The organism is Methanosaeta sp. UBA458, from assembly GCF_002496085.1.
GTDB classification, from domain to species: Archaea; Halobacteriota; Methanosarcinia; order Methanotrichales; family Methanotrichaceae; genus Methanothrix; species Methanothrix soehngenii.
This window is the reverse complement of the sequence record NZ_DAIK01000097.1, coordinates 12,677-16,306: the sequence shown is the minus strand read 5'-3', so window position 1 is coordinate 16,306 and position 3,630 is coordinate 12,677. Positions and strand designations below refer to the sequence as shown.

At 53.1% G+C, this 3,630-nt stretch carries 4 protein-coding genes; 3 read left to right on the top strand and 1 reads right to left on the bottom strand.

What is annotated here, in order from left to right:
* The first annotated feature begins 96 nt into the window (after positions 1-96).
* Entirely contained in the window at positions 97-1,623 is a 1,527-nt protein-coding gene (locus tag BP822_RS06785) for a methanogenesis marker 14 protein (RefSeq protein WP_286878021.1), read from the top strand.
* Positions 1,624-1,641: 18 nt separating this feature from the next.
* On the top strand, positions 1,642-2,364 hold the full coding sequence (locus BP822_RS06780) for a hypothetical protein (RefSeq protein WP_013720244.1): 723 nt from the start codon (positions 1,642-1,644) through the stop codon (positions 2,362-2,364).
* Between the two features lie 30 nt (positions 2,365-2,394).
* Here the strand turns inward: BP822_RS06780 and BP822_RS06775 are convergent, their stop codons facing one another.
* Positions 2,395-3,039, bottom strand: coding sequence for a hypothetical protein (locus BP822_RS06775; protein WP_013720245.1), 645 nt, complete (start codon positions 3,037-3,039; stop codon positions 2,395-2,397).
* A 204-nt stretch (positions 3,040-3,243) separates the two neighbouring features.
* Here BP822_RS06775 and BP822_RS06770 point away from each other — a divergent pair.
* The coding region (locus BP822_RS06770) for an acylphosphatase (protein WP_286858380.1) at positions 3,244-3,630 on the top strand (387 nt) is incomplete at its 3' end.

Here is a 3,630-nt window from a genome sequence, read left to right as displayed (position 1 = left end):
ACCCACATAATCGGGAGAAGAGCATCCTTTTAGCGCATCTGGGATTTTGATCCCTCAACCCAAAGCTTTAATGTCTCCAGCGCTCTCTTTTCTGCCATGAACCTCGGTCGCCTCTTCAAGCCGAAAATGAAACCACGCATAGCGGAAAGCCCGCCGTTCAACTACCTGGATCTGAGGAGCAAGCCCTTCTACATCGTGGCCTCGGTGGAGGTGGGCAATACCACCACTAAGAGCATACTCACTGCTACCGATCTGAATACCGGCAAGACCTACATCGTGAACAAGACGGTAAAGATGACCAGAGATGTGAGGCCACCAAAACCAGGAGAAGAGATCTTTGCCCATACCATCAATGGCACGCCCCTCACCAAGGAGTCCGTTGCCGAGCTGGTGAAAAACACCCTGATCGAGAGCCACGATAGAGCTCGGCTGGACATCAAGACCGATCTGAACTTCGTGGTGCGCTCAACCGGTGTAGTGGCCGAGCTGGACTCTCCCGAGCAGGTAGGAATATTCATTCAAGCCCTGGCCCAGGGCTGCCTCGATGCCGGCGTCCCTCCCCGGCTCATGACCCCGGCGATGAGCATACACAACATCCTGGAGAAGTTCAAGAGATATACCATGATCGAGAAGGTCATCTTCATGGGAGCGGTGGCCTCCTGCTTCCCGCCCCAGGGGTCCACCGGAGTAGAGGTGGTGGCCAACGAGATGGAAGGAGAGCTTGCCACCGCCGGAATCAAGGAGGGCAGCCGCTGGACAGATGTGGACTTTCGAAACCCCTGCCTCTCTATGGACTTCGGCACCACCCTGGACGGAAGGGTGACGAGCGAAGAGCTGCCCTATGCCCATACCATTGGCAACCTACTGGGCCTCGCTGGTGCCATACCTGATGCCGTGGTCCAGGGCACAGGGCTGGTGGACAGGAAGATAGGGGCGACCCTGGACATATTCGACGCTGGCCTGAAGCCCGACTATGGAAAGGAGGCCCAGGCCTATGCCGACCGGATTGACGAGCTGGTGATCATCGAAAAGGTTCCATTAAACCGCAAAAAATACGGCCTCGTTCCGGTGAATCCAGATGCAGCGGCCAAGAACAATGTGGTCCTCATCGGCTGTGACGTGGGGGTAAACGGCAGCGACCTGGAGAAGCTCTCCGGAATCGGCGCGGATATCAATAGCGCCAAAAGCCGAGATCTGAAGGTACTCTTTGGCGCTCTGGATCTGGCCATGGCCCGGGTGGCCCGCAGGCTGGTCCAGGTTGGGGTCGAGGAGGGCATAGTCACCGGCAAGACCGCCATTGGTGTGACCGGTAGGGCGGGTATCACAGGCAACAAGCCCCGCCTGATCTTAGAGGAGATAGATAAGCTCGGGCTGTATGATCATACGGACAGAAATGTGGTCTTCGTGGACGATGGCCTGGCCAGAGGAGCAGCGGTGATGGCTCGATGCATGAACTCCATGGGCACTCCCAAAAATCCGTTAGGAGGGCTGCGCAAAGGAGGGTGCATTCTCAAGAAGAGGATGAGCTATGAGGTGGAAAAGGGTCTGGTCCCCGCACCTCAGGAGGCCCGGCCGGATAAGGATACCCACGATTACTTCGAGGGAGGCCACAAGCGAGAATGAGAAGAGATTGAGCAGAAAATGCCACCACCACCCAGATCACATCCTTCTGCCAAGGTCGAGGAGGAGATTCCCATATCAGTGCTGGCAATAGAAGAGCATGAGGAGACGATCTGGATCTCTTTAAATGCAATTTCAGCCAGCGAATTCCCTCCTTGCATAAAGAATATAATTAGAGGGCCTGGAGGCGAAAAGGGAATGCACAGGAGAGGAGCGATCCTGGCCTCATTCCTGGGCCAATGCGGTTGGAACGAAAAGGAGGCAGGATCCCTCTGGCGGGGTGCTATATCTACAGAGGAGAGGATCTACAGGAAATGGTTTGGGAATATGAACTGCCCAAAGTGCGAGACTATGCAGCGGCAGAGCAAGGGCTATCCCGACCTGGGCATTGAGGATCTTGAGCTATGCCAGCCGGATGAGAAGTGCCAGAGGATAAAAAGCCCGGTGGAGTATGCTGCAGATCTGTTTGCCGAAGAGGAGCTCTCCAGAGGTAGACAGGAGCACATTCGAACTATATTTCTGGCCCGACTTTTCAACTGGAAGACCGGCAGAGAGTTCGATATCGACCTGACAGCAGAGGAGAAAGAGGATCTGGAGAGCCTGAAAAATAAACAAATGGAGACGGATAGCGCCAACACCATCCTCCTCTTCACCTGGAGCAAATTCAGGGGAAGGCTCCGTCCCAAGTTTCGTCTTATGGAGACCGATCTGCCTCGAAGGCGGATGTTATCCGAGCTTCTTTAATGGGCCTGCCACCCGCATGGCCTCAAGGCCCTATTCGAGCACATTTATCTGCAGAACACCATTGAAGGTCTCACTTCCCTGCAATGATGCGGCAGACACGTTGACGCTGTATTTGCCTGGAGGGACATTGGCATTCCAAATGCCGGTATACTCATTCCCAGAGCCCTTGATCAAGACCGCATTTCCCGAATTGATGCCTGTAGAATTAATTATAGTGGCGCTGGCGGTGATTCTGCTCTGGCTGTCAGAAGTGCTATTATTGTCGCTTGTAGTCAGTCCATCACCAGCGGCGGCAAGCAAAGCAGTGATATTGACGGTGCTGCCTGCTGTCACATTTATCGGATCGGCATTGATGCTCACCAGGAATATAGCTGGCCCGGAACCCGTGTTAGCAGTGGGTTCAATCTGAGCGGGAGCGGCAATTGCTGTGCCTTCTGGGTTCTCCTTCTCTGCCCCGGATTCTTTCTCAAACTGAGAAGTGGTCATGCGCGTTGCCTTTGGTCCATAATCCTGTTGGGTTTCATTAATGGGAATACCCTCCAGGAAGCTGGTTGCGCTTAGGGTCCAGTCCCCTTCCTTAGAACAAGTTGAGCACCCAGCTGATGCGCTGATGGTCAGGGCTGCTATAATCATTATAAAGACCATGCCAATCGGTATTAACGCTGATATCTTCATGTATTCTCCTCATGTTTATGATGCCCGGATGTATTAATACAAGCAGGCTCCCATGGCTTTGTTTGCACTTTATTTATATCATCTTAGCGCCCCGAGAACGCTCCGGGTCCGAACCCTCGGCCATGCCCTTCATCCATCACTTTGCATTGATTTTTCAGGCAAGACGATATAATCATATACAAAGAGCATAAAATCCTCATATTGATGAAGAGGCTTACTGCCTATGTCTCGGGCAACGTGCATCAGAGGGGATACCGTGCCAGGGTCACGGATATAGCCCGGGTGCTGGGATTGAAGGGGACGGTTGAGAACCTGGATGATGGCCGGGTCAAGATCATAGCCGAAGGGGATGAGGATAAGCTGAAGTGGTTTGAAGAGGCCATCTGCATCAAGAATACCCTGATTGATGTATCCAGCATAGAGAAGGAGTATTCCACCCCAAGGGACGACGTCAATCGGTTCTATAAGCTGGTGGATAGAGGAGAGACGGATTCTCGGCTGGATACGGCAGCAGACCATCTCAAAAATCTGATCGTCGCCGTGAATAATATGAATCAAAATATTGGCGGTAAGATCGATCAAATGAATGAT

Excerpts from the sequence above, each read along its gene's own strand:
- BP822_RS06785 (WP_286878021.1), top strand. The coding sequence starts at position 97 with ATGAACCTCGGTCGCCTCTTCAAGCCGAAAATGAAACCACGCATAGCG.
- BP822_RS06780 (WP_013720244.1), top strand. The coding sequence starts at position 1,642 with ATGCCACCACCACCCAGATCACATCCTTCTGCCAAGGTCGAGGAGGAG.
- BP822_RS06775 (WP_013720245.1), bottom strand. The coding sequence starts at position 3,039 with ATGAAGATATCAGCGTTAATACCGATTGGCATGGTCTTTATAATGATT.